The 15,403-nt window shown below is 67.9% G+C and carries 13 protein-coding genes; 11 read left to right on the plus strand and 2 right to left on the minus strand.

Features of this window, described 5'->3' with window-relative positions; all coding sequences use genetic code 11:
- Window positions 1-239: 239 nt before the first annotated feature.
- The 9 genes from GBZ48_RS01680 (at window position 240) to GBZ48_RS01720 (ending at window position 9,747) form a co-directional block, all read left to right on the plus strand.
- The gene (locus tag GBZ48_RS01680) at window positions 240-1,148 is read left to right on the plus strand and encodes a LysR family transcriptional regulator (RefSeq protein ID WP_174469418.1); all 909 of its coding nucleotides are present in this window, start codon (window positions 240-242) and stop codon (window positions 1,146-1,148) included.
- Between the two features lie 136 nt (window positions 1,149-1,284).
- The gene (locus GBZ48_RS01685; protein ID WP_174469419.1) at window positions 1,285-2,880 is read left to right on the plus strand and encodes a gamma-glutamyltransferase family protein; all 1,596 of its coding nucleotides are present in this window, start codon (window positions 1,285-1,287) and stop codon (window positions 2,878-2,880) included.
- Between the two features lie 136 nt (window positions 2,881-3,016).
- Entirely contained in the window at window positions 3,017-3,733 is a 717-nt protein-coding gene (locus tag GBZ48_RS01690) for a GntR family transcriptional regulator (protein ID WP_174469420.1), read from the plus strand.
- 59 nt (window positions 3,734-3,792) lie between these two features.
- On the plus strand, window positions 3,793-4,656 hold the full coding sequence (locus GBZ48_RS01695) for a transporter substrate-binding domain-containing protein (protein WP_174469421.1): 864 nt from the start codon (window positions 3,793-3,795) through the stop codon (window positions 4,654-4,656).
- Window positions 4,657-4,741: 85 nt separating this feature from the next.
- On the plus strand, window positions 4,742-5,407 hold the full coding sequence (locus tag GBZ48_RS01700; protein ID WP_174469422.1) for an amino acid ABC transporter permease: 666 nt from the start codon (window positions 4,742-4,744) through the stop codon (window positions 5,405-5,407).
- 12 nt (window positions 5,408-5,419) lie between these two features.
- On the plus strand, window positions 5,420-6,085 hold the full coding sequence (locus GBZ48_RS01705; protein ID WP_174469423.1) for an amino acid ABC transporter permease: 666 nt from the start codon (window positions 5,420-5,422) through the stop codon (window positions 6,083-6,085).
- A 26-nt stretch (window positions 6,086-6,111) separates the two neighbouring features.
- Complete coding sequence (locus tag GBZ48_RS01710; protein ID WP_281362354.1) at window positions 6,112-6,939, plus strand: amino acid ABC transporter ATP-binding protein; 828 nt, start codon at window positions 6,112-6,114, stop codon at window positions 6,937-6,939.
- Between the two features lie 58 nt (window positions 6,940-6,997).
- A complete protein-coding gene (locus GBZ48_RS01715; protein WP_174469424.1) occupies window positions 6,998-7,921 on the plus strand; it encodes an aminotransferase class IV in 924 nt (307 codons plus the stop codon).
- 47 nt (window positions 7,922-7,968) lie between these two features.
- Window positions 7,969-9,747, plus strand: coding sequence for a chloride channel protein (locus GBZ48_RS01720; RefSeq protein ID WP_174469425.1), 1,779 nt, complete (start codon window positions 7,969-7,971; stop codon window positions 9,745-9,747).
- A 16-nt stretch (window positions 9,748-9,763) separates the two neighbouring features.
- On the opposite strand, the gene GBZ48_RS01725 is transcribed toward GBZ48_RS01720, so the two are convergent.
- Window positions 9,764-10,702 (minus strand): choline sulfate utilization transcriptional regulator, encoded by a 939-nt coding sequence (locus tag GBZ48_RS01725; protein WP_174469426.1) that lies wholly within the window; start codon window positions 10,700-10,702, stop codon window positions 9,764-9,766.
- Window positions 10,703-10,813: 111 nt separating this feature from the next.
- Between GBZ48_RS01725 and betC the strand changes: the two genes are divergently transcribed.
- Window positions 10,814-12,355: a choline-sulfatase gene (betC, locus tag GBZ48_RS01730; RefSeq protein ID WP_174469427.1), complete on the plus strand. Its 1,542-nt coding sequence runs from the start codon at window positions 10,814-10,816 to the stop codon at window positions 12,353-12,355.
- Window positions 12,356-12,410: 55 nt separating this feature from the next.
- Entirely contained in the window at window positions 12,411-13,403 is a 993-nt protein-coding gene (locus GBZ48_RS01735; RefSeq protein WP_246306931.1) for a choline ABC transporter substrate-binding protein, read from the plus strand.
- Between the two features lie 303 nt (window positions 13,404-13,706).
- Here the strand turns inward: GBZ48_RS01735 and GBZ48_RS01740 are convergent, their stop codons facing one another.
- Window positions 13,707-15,158, minus strand: a complete 1,452-nt coding sequence (locus tag GBZ48_RS01740) for an aldehyde dehydrogenase family protein (RefSeq protein WP_174469428.1) — start codon at window positions 15,156-15,158, stop codon at window positions 13,707-13,709.
- Between the last annotated feature and the right edge of the window lie 245 nt (window positions 15,159-15,403).

The following is a 15,403-nucleotide window of genomic DNA, read 5'->3' on the forward strand; positions in this document are numbered from 1 at the left end:
CGCCGCAGCTGCGGCCGCCCCCGCCAGCACCGCCCGCCTGCCCAATCCCCTGCCCAGTCCCGCGCCGATCGTCATAGCGTGTCTCCCTCTCGTCGTTGGTCAGCCCCGATGGAAGTGCATGACGGAAGTAGACGGCGACTTTGCGTTCCCACACATCCGGAATTTTTTGTATCTTACTTCGACAGGAGCCGAAGTAAGCCCGGCCCGAACCCCATCCAGGCCGGAGAGCTGCCGATCGCATGAGCCGGATGACTATCGAGACCGCCGATCTGCGGCTCTTTCGCCTGTTCATGACGGTGGTCGAGGCCGGCGGCTTTACTGCGGCGCAAGGCGAACTGAACCTGTCGCTTTCCACCATCTCCACCCATTTCGCCGAACTGGAAGGGCGGCTGGGGGTGCGGCTGTGCCGGCGCGGCCGCTCCGGCTTCAAGCTGACGGAGGAGGGGCAGGCGGTCTATGACGAGCTGCGGCGGGTGTTCGACACGCTGGACCGGTTCGGCGCCCGCGTGCGGGGGCTGCGCGACCGCCTGACCGGAACCCTCAGCATCGGGCTGGTGGACAACACGCTGACCGACGCCAATTTCCCGCTGGAGCGCGTGATCACCCGCTTCGCCGACGCCGCCCCCGAGGTCAACCTCGCCATCGCCACCCGGCCGCCCAACGAGCTGCTGCGCGACGTGGTCGGCGGCGAGCTGCACCTCGCCATCGCCAGCTTTCCGCGGATCGTGCCCGGCCTCTCCTACATCGACCTCTACACGGAAACCAACCTGTTCTATTGCGGGACCGGCCATCCGCTGTTCGACCGTCCGGACAGCATGGTCGATCTGGACGAAGTGCGTCGGCACCGGCTGGTCGCCCGCAGCTATTGGGGCGCGCGTGACATCAAGATCTTCGCCATCAGCGCCCCGCATGCGACCGTTAGCGACATGGAAGGCGCCGCCCGGCTGATCCTGTCCGGCCGCTATCTCGGCTATCTGCCCGACCATTATGCCGCCCCCTTCGTCCAGGCCGGACGGCTGCGCGCCCTGTTGCCACGGGTGCTGTCCTATCACTCGCCCTTCCAGATCGCCGTCCACAGCGACCGGGCCAGGACGCCGGTGGTCGATCTGTTCATGACCCTGACGCGGGAGGAGATCGCCAGCCGCTGATTGGCCGCCGCTGATGCCCCGTCAGATCTCCTCGGCATGATGGGATTTGGTATACCATATCGGCAGAACGGTGGAGGATGCCCGCGCGTCCGGCCCTTCACCGCAAAAAGCCAACATCGGGGAGTCGACGGAGACCATGCGCAACTTCGAAGAACCGGGCCGGTCGCTCGCCATGGGGCGCAACGGCATGGCCGCCACCTCGCATCCGGCGGCAACCCTGACGGCGGTTGAGATCCTCAAGGCCGGCGGCACGGCAATCGATGCCGCGGTGGCGGCCTGCGCGGTCCAGAGCGTGGTCGAAGCCGGTTCGACCGGGATCGGCGGCGACTGCTTCGCCATGGTCGCTCCGCAGGGCGGGACCGACATCCGCGCCTACAACGGCTCCGGCCGCACCCCGGCGGCGATGACGCTGGAGCGCCTGCGGGCGGCGGGCGTCACAGCGCTCGACCGCCATTCCCCTCACGCGGTCACGGTGCCGGGCGCGGTGGATGCCTGGGCGCGGCTGGTCGTCGACCATGGCCGCCTGCCCCTGAGCGAGATCTTCGCCCCGGCCATCGCCATGGCACGCGAAGGCTATGCCATCACGCCGCGGGTGTCGCACGACCTCGCCAAGCAAACCGATCTGCTGCGCCAGAGCCCGGCGGCGGCGGCCACCTTCCTGGTGGATGGAGAAGCCCCCACGGCCGGCACCGTCCAGACCCAGCCGCTGTTAGCCGACACGCTGGAGGCCATCGGGCGCGAAGGGCCGGACGCCTTTTACCGCGGCGGCGTCGCCGAGGACATGGTGGAGTGCCTGCGGGCGGCGGGCGGCTTCCACAACCTGGAGGATTTCGCCGGGGCCAGGGGCGAGTATGTGACGCCGATCCGGACCGACTATCGCGGCCGCACAATCCATGAATGCCCGCCGAACGGACAGGGCATCATCGCCCTGATGATCCTGAACATCCTCAAGCGCTTCCAGCCCGCCGGCGATCCGCTCGACCCCGACAGTCTGCATGTGGAGATCGAGGCGACGCGGCTCGCCTATGCCGCGCGCGACGCTTTCCTGGCCGATCCGGCGCAACCCGGACCGTCGATGGTGGAGCATCTGCTGTCCGATGCGCTGGCCGACGAACTGGCCGCCCGCATCGACACCGCCCGCGCGCTGGAGATCGGCGAGGTGTTCGACGCTGTCGAGCACAAGGACACCGTCTACATCGCCGTGGTCGACAAGCAGCGCACGGCGGTCAGCTTCATCAGCTCGATCTTCCATCCCTATGGCAGCGGGCTGATGGCGCCGCGCTCCGGCGTGCTGTTCCACAACCGGGGCCAGAGCTTCTCCCTGGTCGACGGGCATCCCAACATGGTAGCGCCGCGCAAGCGGCCGATGCACACCATCATTCCCGGCATGGTCAGCGAAAACGGGCGCGTCAGCCTGACCTTCGGCGTCATGGGCGGGCATTACCAGGCGATGGGCCACGCTCATTTCCTGTCGAAGCTGTTCGACCATGGGCTGGACATCCAGAGCGCCATTGATCTGCCGCGCCTGTTCCCCCTGCCCGGCACCCTCACCGTGGAGGCGGAGACGGCCATCCGCAGCAGGGCGGGGGCGGAGTTGGCCCGCCGTGGCTTCACCGTGACGGCGCCCGCCGGGGCCATCGGCGGCGCCCAGGCCATCGCCATCGACTGGGAGCGCGGAACCCTGCTGGGCGGCTCCGACCACCGGAAGGACGGGTGCGCGCTGGGCTACTGACGCTCCACCGGCGGCGATGCCGTGCAAAGGATCAAGGCCACCGTACCATGGTCCTTCGACTACGAAGCAATGACGGTTGACAGGTCCGTCATCGCGGCTCACATTGTCAACAATCGACTGTCTACGGCGAGGTCGCATGGCTGACGGAGCGAAGGGCAAGGCTTTGGGATCGGTCCTGGCGCGCGTGCCGAAGGCGACCTTCCGCGCCCACATCGCGGACGGACTGCGGGCCGCGATCCTGAATGGCGACATTGAGCCCGGTGCGCAGCTTGTCGAGACCGCGCTCGCCGACCAGTTCGGGGTCAGCCGCGGTCCCTTGCGCGAAGCCATGCGGCAGTTGATCGACGAGGGGCTGCTGGTCGCCGTGCCCTACACCGGCACCCATGTCGTCGGCCTGTCGGTCGATGACGTGCGCGAGATCTATTCGATGCGCGTCACTCTGGAGATCTTCGCCTTCGAGCAGATCTGGGCGCGCCGGGACCAGGCGTTCCGCCAGGGCCTCGTCGCCCGGCGCGATGCGCTCACCGCCTGCATCGACGCCGAGGACGATGCCGCCAGCATCGTCGCCGAGCTGCAATTGCACGGCTTCGTCTATGAGGCGACCGGGCACAAGCTGCTGATCCGGACCTGGGACAGCATCCGTGGACGCTTGCAGCTCTATTGGGCGGCGCACCACCGGGCGCACGGCATCCGCGGTCCGCGCCGCGACGGCCATGACCGCTATGTGGAGATGGCGCTCTCCGACGATTTCGACGCGCTGAAGTCCGAAATCACCGACCACATGGCCCGTGGCGGCCGGCAGACCGAAGATTTCCTGCGGGGCCGCGAGGCCCGCGCTGTCCAAGGCTCCTGACGGGACCGCCGCCGACCGAACCGACAAAAAGACGACGAACAGACAGAGGAGGCTTTGAGATGACCATCGACCAGGGAAAAATCGGCCGCAGGACCCTGCTCGGCCTTGCTGCCGGCGCCGCCGCTGGCGCCGCTGTCGGACTGTCGGCTTTGCCGGCATTCGCCGCCTCGCCCTCCACGCTCGACAGGGTCAAGGAGAGCAAGCGCCTGCGCATCGGCGTGACCTCGGCCGAGCCCTGGTTCTTCAAGGATCCGATGACCGAGACCTGGACAGGCGTCGGCGTGGCGATGGGGCAGCGGCTGGCCGCCAGCCTGGGCGCCACCCTGGTTCCGGTGGAGACGACCTGGGCAAACGCGGTGGGCGCGCTCCAGGCCGACCAGATCGACCTGATGTTCGTTCTCGACCCGACCGAGGAGCGGCGCAAGGCCATCGACTTCCCCGATGCCCCGCTGTTCTACTATGCCATGGGCGCGCTGGTCGCCGGCGATTCGACCATCAAGAGCTGGGCGGACATCGACAAGCCGGGCCTGCGCATCGGCGTGACGCTCGGCACCTCGCTCGACAAGAACGTGACGGCAATGGTGAAGCAGGCGGCGATCAACCGCTTCTCCAACAACGACGAGACCATCGCCGCCTTCGCCGCCAAGCGCATCGACGTCGCCGTCCAGTTTCATCCGGCGCTCGTCGTGCAGCAGACCCGCCTGCGCCTGGGCAAGGTGATCCTGCCCGAACCGGTGGAGCCGGTGGCCACCAGCGTCGGCCTGCGCAAGGAGGAGAACCCGGCCTTCCGCGACTGGCTGGACGGGCAGCTCAAGACGCTCTACGCCGACGGCGTCCCCGACCAGCTGTTCGCCGGCTATCTGAAGTCGAAGAACGTCGACGCCTCGAAGATCCCGGGCCTGATCAAGGAAGCCTGGCACTGACAGCACGAGGCGGCGGAGCGATGCCGGTCCGCCGCCATTCCGCATCGGTCCGTTTGTCGGAAGTGGCCATCCACAAGGACGCCGCATGAGCTACCAATGGGATTTCTCGCCGGTCCTGACGCGATGGCCGCTGCTGCTCGACGGTCTGCTCAACACGGTGAAGATCGCTGCAATCGCCATCGTCTTCGGCGTCCTCGTCGGGCTGGTCCTGGCTCTGCTGCGGCTCTCGCCGCGCCGGTCTCTGCGCCTGCCGGCGGCAGTCTTCGTCGAGTTCTACCGGAACACGCCGCCCATCGTGCATTTCTTCTGGTTCTTCTATGCCCTGCCGGTGGTGCTTAACATCAGCCTCGATCCGCTGGTCGCCGCCGTGCTCGCCCTGTCCACCCAGTCCGGCGCCTTCTATGCCGAGGTGTTCCGCGGCGGCATCCGCTCCATCGAGCGCGGCCAATGGGAGGGAGCCAAGGCGCTGGGGATGACCCACACGCAGCTGATGCGGCGCATCGTGGTGCCGCAGGCGGCGACGCGCATGGTCGCCCCCTTCGTCGAACGCTCCTTCGAGCTGATCAAGACCACGGCGCTCGCCTCCACGCTGGCTTATGGGGAACTTCTCTATCAGGCGATGATGGTGAACAGCGAAACCTTCCGGCCGCTGGAGGTCTACTCCACCGTCGCCCTGCTCTATCTCGTGCTGCTGGTCTCGTGCAGCGCGCTGGCCCGGGTCGCCGAAGCGCGGCTGACCGCCTACCGCTGAGGACACGAAGAGATGGACTACGCCTTCGACTTCGCCCTGGTGGTGGAGACCTTCCCGATCCTGATGCGCGGCTTCCTGGTGACGCTGGAGCTTTGGCTGCCCAGCCTCGCAATCGGGCTGGCCGCCGGGCTCGTCCTGGCGCTCGCCCGGCTGTCGCGCAGCAGGCTGCTGCGCGGCGGCAGCCTCGTCTACATCGAGCTGTTCCGCGACACGCCGGTGCTGATCCAGCTGATCTGGTTCTACTATGCCTTCCCCATCCTGATCGGGGTGCAGCTGTCGCCCTTCACGGCGGCGCTGCTCGGGCTGGCGCTGAACACCTCGGCCTATGGGGCGGAGATCTTCCGCGGCGGCATCCAGTCCATCGCCCGCGGCCAATGGGAAGGGGCGAAGGCGCTGGGCATGCGGCATGCCGACATGTTGCGCCGGATCATCCTGCCGCAGGTCTTCAAGCTGATGTTGCCGGCCTTCACCAACCGCGCGGTGGAGGTGGCGAAGATGTCGTCGCTGGCCTCCGTGCTCTCGGTCCATGAGTTGATGTACCAGGGCCGGCTGCTGAGCTCGACCTACTACCGCCCCTTCGAAATCCTCACGACCGTGGCGGTCGTCTATTTCGTCCTGATCTATCCGGCCACCTTCCTGTCGATGACCCTCGAACGCCGCATGGCCGGCAAGGGCTGACCGTCATGCAAGCGGAGACCCCGTCCATGCAAGATCCCATAATGCCGGTGTCGATCCTGCCGGCTTCGCAGGTCCCGGCACCGCCGATCCTCCAAGTGTCCGGCCTCCACAAATGGTTCGGTACGCTGCATGTGCTGCAGGGGATCGATTTCTCCGTGGCCGCCGGCGAGCGCGTCGCCATCATCGGCGGCAGTGGGTCGGGCAAGAGCACTTTCCTGCGCTGCCTCAATTTCATGGAGATGCCGACCTCCGGCCGCATTGCGCTCGACGGCACGCCGCTCGGCCGCGCATCCGCCGGCAAGCCCGACGAGGTGCGCTATCCCGAAAGCGAGCTTTGCCGGGTCCGCGAGCGCGTCGGCATGGTGTTCCAGCAATTCAACCTGTTCCCGCACATGACCGTGCTGGAGAACGCCATGGAAGGGCTGGTCACCGTCAAGCGGATGAAGAAGGCGGAGGCGCGCGAGCGGGCCCTGCGCGAACTGGACAAGGTCGGGCTGGGTAACAAGACCGACGTCTATCCCGGACGGCTGTCTGGCGGCCAGCAGCAGCGGGTGGCCATCGCCCGCGCGCTCGCCATGGAGCCGGAGATCCTGCTGTTCGACGAACCGACCTCCTCGCTCGACCCCGAGCTGGTGGGCGAGGTCCTGCGCGTCATCCGGCAACTGGCGGAGGAAGGGCGGACCATGCTGCTTGTCACCCACGAGCTTGGCTTCGCCTATCATTTCGCCACCAAGGTGATCTTCCTCGCCGACGGCGTCTTCCACGAGGTCGGGACGCCGGACGAGGTGCTGAAGCATCCCAGACAGGAGCGCACGCGCGCCTTCCTGGAACGTTTCACCGAATTTTCCTTCTGAGAGCATCCGTAAAAACAGGCGGCGCAAAGCTGGTGGCCGCCGGGAAAGGGCACATACGATGGTTTCGAACAGCGCGGTCAGCCAGACGAGTTCGCAGGGCTATGTCGACGACAGCCGCAACGACGAGGTGCTGATCTATGTGAACGGCGCGTTCTTCCGGCGCGACGAGGCGAAGATCTCGGTCTTCGACGCCGGCTTCGTGCTGGGCGACGGCGTGTGGGAAGGGTTGCGGCTGGTCAAGGGTCGTATCCTGGCGCTGGACGACCATATGGACCGGCTGTATGAGGGCGCCAACGCCATCCAGCTCGACATCGGCATGACGCGCCAGGAGCTGGTCGCGGCGATCCAGGCCACGCTGGACTGCAACGGCATGACCGACGGCGCCCACATCCGCCTGATGGTCACCCGCGGCCGCAAGAAGACGCCCAACCAGGATCCGCGCTTTGCCCTTGGTCAGGCGACCATCGTCATCATCGCCGAATACAAGGCGCCGAAGCCGGAATCGAAGGCCAGGGGGCTGACGCTGTTCACCTCGACCATCCGGTGCAGCGGCCCCGACGTCTTCGACCTGCGCCTCAACTCGCACAGCCGGCTCAACTTCATCCAGGCGCTGATACAGGCGATCAATGCCGGGGCCGACGAGGCGCTGATGCTCGATCCCCACGGCTTCGTGGCGAGCTGCAACTCGACCAACTTCTTCATCGTCCGGAAGGGCGAACTCTGGACCTCCACCGGCCGTTTCAACTTCAAGGGCATCACCCGCGCCAAGACCATCGATCTCTACCGCAAGGACGGCCGCACGGTGCGCGAGCACGACTTCACCCTGGCGGAGGTCTATGCTGCCGACGAGGCCTTCGTCACCGGCACGCTGGGCGGCATCACGCCGGTGGTGCGGATCGACGGCCGGCAGATCGGCGACGGCAAGCCGGGGCCGGTCACCGCGCACATCGCCGAGCTGTATACCCGGGCGATGCTCGGCTGACGGCGGGACCGTCCCAGTCCCCAACGCCCAAGGCGGCCCGCCGACGCATGTTCCAATCGCTGAAAGCCAGGCTGTCCCGTCCGGAACAGCAGGATCCGGGCATCAGGGCCCCGGCTTGGCTGCGCGCCTTCGTACGCGGCGACGAGATCTGGCTGGCGGTGCTGGCTGCCGGCATCGGCATCGTCGCCGCCTGCTTGGTCGCCGCCATCGTCACAGCGGTGCAGTCGCTCCATCACGTCCTGTTCGCGGTGGAGGGGCACGACGTCAGCGGGGCCGCCTCTGTCGATCCGTGGCGGGCGGCGCTGGTCCCGGTCGCCGGGGGCGGCCTGATGGCGGGGCTCGGCTGGCTGCTCGCCCGGCTTCCCCGCCTGTCGATCATCGATCCGGTGGAGGCGAATGCCCTGCACGGCGGGCGCATCCCCATCCACGGCAGCCTGCTGCTGGTCCTGCAAACCATGCTGTCCAACGGCTTCGGCGCCTCGGTCGGCATGGAGGCCGGCTATGCCCAGGCCGGCGCGATGGTGGCGTCCAAGCTCGGCCGCATCTTCCATGTCCGGCGCGGCGATCTGCGCACGCTGGTCGGCTGCGGCACCGCGGCGGCAATCGCGGCGGCCTTCGACGCGCCGCTGACCGGCGCCTTCTATGCCTTCGAGCTGGTGATCGCCAGCTATTCGATCTCCACCCTGGCCCCGGTCGGCGTCGCCGCGATGACCGGGGTCGGCGTCATGCGGCTGATCCTGCCGCAGCCGTCGTTGCAGGTCGGCTTCGCCGGCAGTCTCGGGGCGGCCGATTACGCGCTGGTCTGCCTGATGGGCGTGCTGTGCGCCCTGCTCGGCATCGCCATGATGCGGACGGTCGCGCTGGTGGAGGCGGTCTTCAACCGCAGCCGCGTTCCGGTCTGGGCCCGCCCGGTGGTCGGCGGATGCTGCATCGGGCTGCTGGCGCTCGCCACGCCGGCGGTGCTGTCGTCGGGCCACGGGGCGCTGCATGTCGGCTTCAACGCCTATTACACCGCCCCCGTCCTGCTGGCGCTGATCGGGCTGAAGGCGCTGGCCTCGTCGATTTCCATCGGGTCCGGCTTCCGCGGCGGCCTGTTCTTCGCCTCGCTGTTCCTGGGGGCGATGCTGGGCAAGCTGGTCGCCATCGGCTGGATGCTGGCGGTCGGGCTGACCATCCCGGCGGTGGTGATCGGCATCGTCGGCATGTGCGCCATGGCGACCGCAGTGCTCGGCGCGCCGCTGACCATGGCCTTCCTCGCCCTGGAGATCACCGGCAGCCTGCCCCTGACCATCGCGGTGCTGGCCGCCGCGGTGGTGTCGTCCATCACCGTCCGGCGGGTCTTCGGCTATTCCTTCGCCACATGGCGCTTCCATCTGCGCGGCGAGTCGATCCGCAGCGCCGCCGACGTCGGCTGGATCCGCGACCTGACGGTCGGGCGCATGATGCGCAAGGATGTCCGCACTGTGCGCGACGACCAGACGCTCGCCCAGTTCCGCCGCAACTTCCCGCTGGGAGCGACGCAGAGGGTGATCGTCGTCGATCAGGCCGACCGCTATGCCGGGATCGTCTTCGTCTCCGATGCCCACCGCGAGACGGCGGAAACGGTCGAACTCGCCGACCTCATCCGCCTCAAGACCGAAATGCTGCTGCCCAACGTCAACATCCGCGAGGCGATGAAAAGCTTCGCGACGGCGGAGAGCGACGTGCTGGCAGTGGTGGACGGCAGCGACCGGATGCGGGTGATCGGGCTGCTCACCGAACAGCACGCGCTGAAGCGCTACAACGAGGAACTGGACGGGCGGCTGCGCGAGGGCGGGCTGCTGTGACGGGTGATGCCCGCGATCACGGGCCGGCTGCGGCTCCATCCCGCCGGCTTTCCTCGACCACCCAGCGGCGGAAGCGGTCATGGCGCTCGTCCGTCCGGCGCCGGCTGGGGACGACGAGGAAATAGCCTCTCTCCGTCTGGATCGGCCGGTCGAGCAGCGAGACCAGATGCCCGTCCCGCATCAGGTCGTCAATCAGCGGGCTCCATCCCAGCGCCACACCCTGGCCCATCAGGGCGGCCTGCAAGACCAGCGGATAGTTGTTGAAGGTCAGCTCCTGGCCGCCGGCCGGCATCGGCAGCCCGTACAGGGTGAACCAGTCGCCCCAGGACAGCCACGCGGCCGGCCCGACGCTTTCCAGATGCAGGAGCGGCAGCGATGACAGGTCGGCCGGGTTGCCGGCGCCCCCGGCGGCAAGCGGAGCGCGGCTCGCCCGGAAGGCCGGGCTGCAGACCGGCAGCACCCGTTCCGGGAACAGCAGTTCCGCCTCGCAGCCGGGCCAATGGCCGTGCCCGAAGGTGATGGCGATGTCCGCAGCCTCGCGGCGCAGGTCGATTGCGGTCTGCATCGTCACGATCCGCACGTCCAGCTCGGGCAGAAGCTGGCGCAGGGCGCTGAGACGCGGCAGCAGCCAGCCGGCGGCGAAACCGAAATCGGTGGCGACGTTCAGCACGCCCGGCCGGCGCCGGTCACGGATGCGAGTCACCGCATCGCCAATGCCGTCCAGCGCGTCGCGCGTCGCCTCGTAGAGCCGTACGCCGTCCGGCGTCAGCGCCACGCCGCGGTGCAGGCGGCGGAACAGCGCCGTCCCCAGATCGGCCTCCAGCCAGCCGATCTGGTGGCTGACGGCCGACTGGGTGCAGGCAAGCTCGCGGGCGGCAGCGCTGAAGCTGAGCAGCCGGCCGGCGGCCTCGAAGAAAAGCAGGGTGCGCAGCGGCGGCAGACGGTCCTTTCCCATGAGCACCCTTCATGCCAGCATGATCAGACAGGGGCTTCACGCTCCCTGCCCGCTTCGTCAATTCTATCCTCCTCGAACGATCTGTCCACAGACGGTATGAAGCAGGCGGATATGGCGCGGCGTCCCAACATCCTCATTCTCATGGCCGACCAGATGATCCCGCAGGCGCTCGGCGCCTACGGCAACCCGACGGTGCGGACACCGCACATCGACCGGCTGGCGGAGAGCGGCGTGGTGTTCGACAGCGCCTATTGCAACAGCCCGCTCTGTGCGCCATCGCGCTATGTCTTCCTGTCGGGACGGCTGCCCTCGGCCATCGGCGCTTACGACAACGCCGCCGAATTCCCGTCGACCGTCCCCACCTTCGCCCATTATCTGCGGCTGGCCGGCTACCGGACGATCCTGTCGGGCAAGATGCATTTCTGCGGCGCCGACCAGCTTCACGGCTTCGAGGAACGGTTGACCACCGACATCTATCCGGCCGATTTCGGCTGGACGCCGGACTGGACCCGCCCCGATGAACGGCCGAGCTGGTACCACAACATGAGTTCGGTGCGCGATGCCGGCCCCTGCCTGCGCACCAACCAGCTCGACTTCGACGAGGAGGTGGTCTTCGCCTCGGAGCGCAAGCTGTACGACATCGCCCGCGGCCGGCGGGAACGCCCCTTCTGCTTCGTGGTGTCGCTGACCCACCCGCACGACCCTTACGCCATCACCGAGCGCTACTGGAACCGCCACACCGACGCGGAGGTGCCGCTGCCGCGCGTCACCCTGGCGCCGGAGGAGATGGACCCGCATTCGCAGCGGCTGCGCCGCGTCTGCGCCATGGACGAGATGCCGCTCAGCGAACGGCAGATCCGCAATGCCCGCCGCGCCTATTACGGGTCCGTCGCCTATGTGGACGACCAGATCGGCCGGCTCATGACCGTGCTGGAGGAAACCGGGCTGGCCGAGGACACCATCGTCGTCCTGTTGTCCGACCATGGCGACATGCTGGGCGAACGCGGCCTGTGGTACAAGATGAGCTTCTTCGAGTCCGCCTGCCGCATCCCGCTGATCGTCCGGACGCCGGGCTGGTTCCAGGCCGGACGGGTCGCCGCCTCGGTCTCGTCGATGGATCTGCTGCCGACCCTGGTCGACCTCGCTCATGACGGGGCGGCGCCGGGCCTGCGGACGCCGATCGACGGGCGCAGCCTGCTGCCGCACCTTCAGCGCAGCGGCGGCCACGACGAGGTGATCGGCGAATATCTGGGCGAAGGCGCCGTGGCCCCGATTGTGATGATCCGGCGCGGCAGCGAAAAATTCATCCATTCGCCGACCGATCCCGACCAGCTCTACGACCTGTCCGACGACCCGGACGAGCTGACCAACCGGGCGGAGCGGCCTGCCGCCGGCTCGGCGGCGGCCGATGCCGTGAAAGACTACCGCGCCGAGGTGGACCGGCGCTGGGATCTGGCGCGCCTGCATGGGGAGGTCGTCGCCAGCCAGCAGCTGCGCCTCCTGGTGGCCGATGCGCTGCGGCAGGGGCAGCATCGCTCCTGGGATTTCCAGCCTTTCACCGATGCAGGCACCAGCTATATGCGCAACCATCTGGATCTCGACGATCTGGAAGCCATGGCGCGCTTCCCGCGTCCCGGCGCCCCTGCGCAGTAGGACGGCGCGACGGCGCGTCGGACCTCGACCGTCAACCGACAGGAGGGAAAGCAGCATGCATGGACCCGGGGTTGCAATGGGCGGTTTGACGGCAGGGCGTGCGGCGCTGGCCGGCCTGATGGCCGTGTTCGGGATGGCGGCCGGCTCGCTGCCCTCTTCGGCGGTGGCGGCGGAACCGGCCAGCTGCCAGACGGTGAGGATGGCGGACCCCGGCTGGACCGACATCACCGCGACCAATGCGGTGGCGGGCACCCTGCTGAGCGCGCTGGGCTACCAGCAGAAGATCGAGACGGTCGCCGTGCCGATCATTTTCCAGGGGCTGAAGACCGCGCAGATCGATGTCTTCCTCGGCAACTGGATGCCGGCCCAATCCACCTTCCTCGACAAGCTGATCGCCGAGAAATCCGTCGAGATCGTGCGCCCGAACCTGGAGAATGCCAAATTCACCCTGGCTGTGCCGAAGGCGGTGGCCGATGCCGGCGTGCACAGCTTCGCCGACCTCGCCAAATTCGGCGACCGGTTCGAAAAGAAGATCTACGGGATCGAACCGGGGGCGCCAGCGAACCAGAATATCCAGCGCATGCTCGACAAGAAGGATTTCGGGCTGGAGGGCTGGACCCTGGTCGAATCGAGCGAGCAGGCCATGCTGGCCCAGGCGGTGCGCCGGACGCGCAGCAAGGACTGGGTGGTCTTCCTCGGCTGGCAGCCGCACCCGATGAACACCCGGATCGACATGGCCTATCTCAGCGGCGGCGACGCCTATTTCGGCCCGAACTATGGCAGTACCACGGTCAACACCCTGTCCCGGCGCGGCTACGGCACCGACTGCACGAATGTCCACCGCCTGTTCAGCCAGCTCGCCTTCACCGTCGGGATGGAGAACGAAATCATGGCCGCCATCACGGACGACAAGAAGGCCCCCAAGGACGCGGCGGCCGACCATCTGAAGGCGCATCCCGACCTGCTCGGCCCCTGGCTGGCCGGCGTGTCGACCCGCGACGGCAAGGACGGCGCCGCCGCCGTCCGCACGGCGCTGGGCCTGAAGTGACGCAACCTGACGCAACCGAACGAGATGAAAACGACAAGGAGATGAACGACATGCTCGCCGCGTTGCGCGCATGGGTCCGGGCCCGCTTCTCGTCCTGGTTCCGCCCGTCCTACCGGCCCGAACGCCACTACATGCGAGGCCCCTCCGGCCGACGATGAGGCCGGAGCCTAGATAGGGATGCTCGTTTCCATGATCCGGTCGTTCTGAGGCACGCGGGGCAGCGCCACCCTGGCCGGCCACCCAACCATGGGCGGCCGGCCTCACCGGGAATGGTGGAGCACACGGCTCCATCAAGGATGGATTTCAGGGCGCGTAGCCGACGGTCCCCTTGATCTCCAGGAACTCCTCCAGCCCGAAATCGGCATATTCGCGCCCGTTGCCGGACTGCTTGTAGCCGCCGAAGGGCGCGCCGGCGTCCCAGGCCGGGTGGTTGATGTAGACGTTCCCGCTGCGCATCTGCGCCGCCACCTTGCGGGCACGCTCCAGCGAGCCCGACTGCACATAGGAGGCGAGGCCGTAGGGCGTGTCGTTGGCCCGGCGGATCGCCTCTTCCTCGCTGCCATAGGGGAGGATCGCCAGCACCGGGCCGAAGATCTCCTCGCGCGCGATGGTCATGTCGTCGGTGACGTTGGCGAAGACCGTCGGCCGGACATAATAGCCGCGGTTCAGCCCCTCGGGGCGGCCGGGACCGCCGGTGACGAGGTCGGCGCCCTCGGCGATGCCGGTCTCGATCAGGCGCTGGATCTTGTCGTACTGGACCTGGCTGACGACCGGACCGAGCCGGGTGTCGGCGGCGGACGGCGCACCGACCTTCAACCGTTCGGCCGTGGTCCTGGCGATCTCCACCGCCTGGCCGTGGAGGGCGGCCGGCACGAACATCCGGGTCGGGGCGTTGCACGACTGGCCGCTGTTGTTCATGCAGCCCTCGACGCCCAGCTTCACGGCGCGGTTCAGGTCGGCATCGTCCAGGATGATGTTGGCGGACTTGCCGCCCAGTTCCTGATGCACGCGCTTGACCGTGTCGGCCGCCGCCTTGGCGACGAGGATGCCGGCCCGCGTCGATCCGGTGAAGGACACCATGTCGACGCCCGAATGGCGGGCGATGGCCTCGCCCACCGTCGGGCCGTCGCCGTTGATGAGGTTGAAGACGCCCTTCGGCACGCCGGCCTCATGGACGGCTTCGGCGAAGAGGATGGCGTTGAGCGGGGCGATCTCGCTCGGCTTCAGCACCATGGTGCAGCCGGCGGCCAGCGCCGGCGCCACCTTGCACATGATCTGGTTGATCGGCCAGTTCCACGGCGTGATCATGCCGACGACGCCGATCGGCTCCTTGCTGATCAGGGTGGATCCGCGCAGTTCCTCGAACGCGAAGCCTTCCAGCGTCTCGATCATCCGGGAGAGATGGGCGGTTCCCATGGCGGCCTGCGAACGGTGGGCCAGCGTCTTCGGCGCCCCCATCTCACGCGACAGGATGTCCGCGACGGCGTCGTAGCGCGCCTTGTAGCACTCCAGCAGGCGCCGCATCAGGGCAAGCCGCTCCTCGCGCGAGGTGGCGGCGAAGGCCGGGAAGGCGGCGCGGGCCGCGGCGACCGCCCGGTCGATATCCTCCGCTGAGCCCATCGCGATGGTGGCGAAGGCCTCCTCCGTCGCCGGATCGATCACGTCGAGCGTCGTGCCGCCCGCCGTCCCGGTCGCGGGCCCGTTCGCCGGATCCACCCAGGCGCCGTCGATGTAGAATTTCAGGCTGTTCGACATCCATGCCTCGTGTTCGTACAGTGGCGGGAACGGCTGCCTGACCAGGGACCGGAGCAGCCGCTCCGCAGGTCGAAGGAAAATAGCCCTCTGCACGACGGACCGGAAGCCGCAACACGCCGCCCATGTCCGGGACCGGCGAAAGACTGCCGAGAGGACGGGGACGAGCGGAAAAAGCAATCGACCGCCTGCCCCAACCACGACGGCTCAGGTCGTGAGCGGTAACCCAACACGCCGCCGTGAACGAA

Origin of the sequence: Azospirillum melinis (genome assembly GCF_013340935.1) — a bacterium.
In the GTDB taxonomy this organism is placed as follows: domain Bacteria; phylum Pseudomonadota; class Alphaproteobacteria; order Azospirillales; family Azospirillaceae; genus Azospirillum; species Azospirillum melinis.